The organism is Acinetobacter sp. ANC_7682, assembly GCF_056779795.1.
This window is the reverse complement of record NZ_JBWYIQ010000103.1, coordinates 1-243: the sequence shown is the minus strand read 5'-3', so window position 1 is coordinate 243 and position 243 is coordinate 1. Positions and strand designations below refer to the sequence as shown.

Below are 243 nucleotides of genomic sequence, written 5' to 3'. Positions count from 1 at the left end.
ATGTTGAGCATGTTCTCACCATCAAAAAAGCGTTAGGTGCTGATATTTCTATCCGTGTCGATGTGAACCGTGCTTGGTCTGAGTTAGAAGCCATCAAAGGTATCCAGCTTCTGCAAGATGGTGGTGTGGATCTAATTGAACAGCCATGTGCGATTGACAATATTGATGCCATGGAGCGTTTAACTCGTCGTTTTGATATTGCCATTATGGCGGATGAGTCATTGATGGGTCCAAGTACAGCTT

The 243-nt window shown here is 44.0% G+C and carries 1 protein-coding gene; it reads left to right on the top strand.

What is annotated here, in order from left to right:
• On the top strand, positions 1-243 hold a 243-nt coding region (locus tag AC1M9D_RS14175), incomplete at both ends, for an enolase C-terminal domain-like protein (protein ID WP_481612455.1).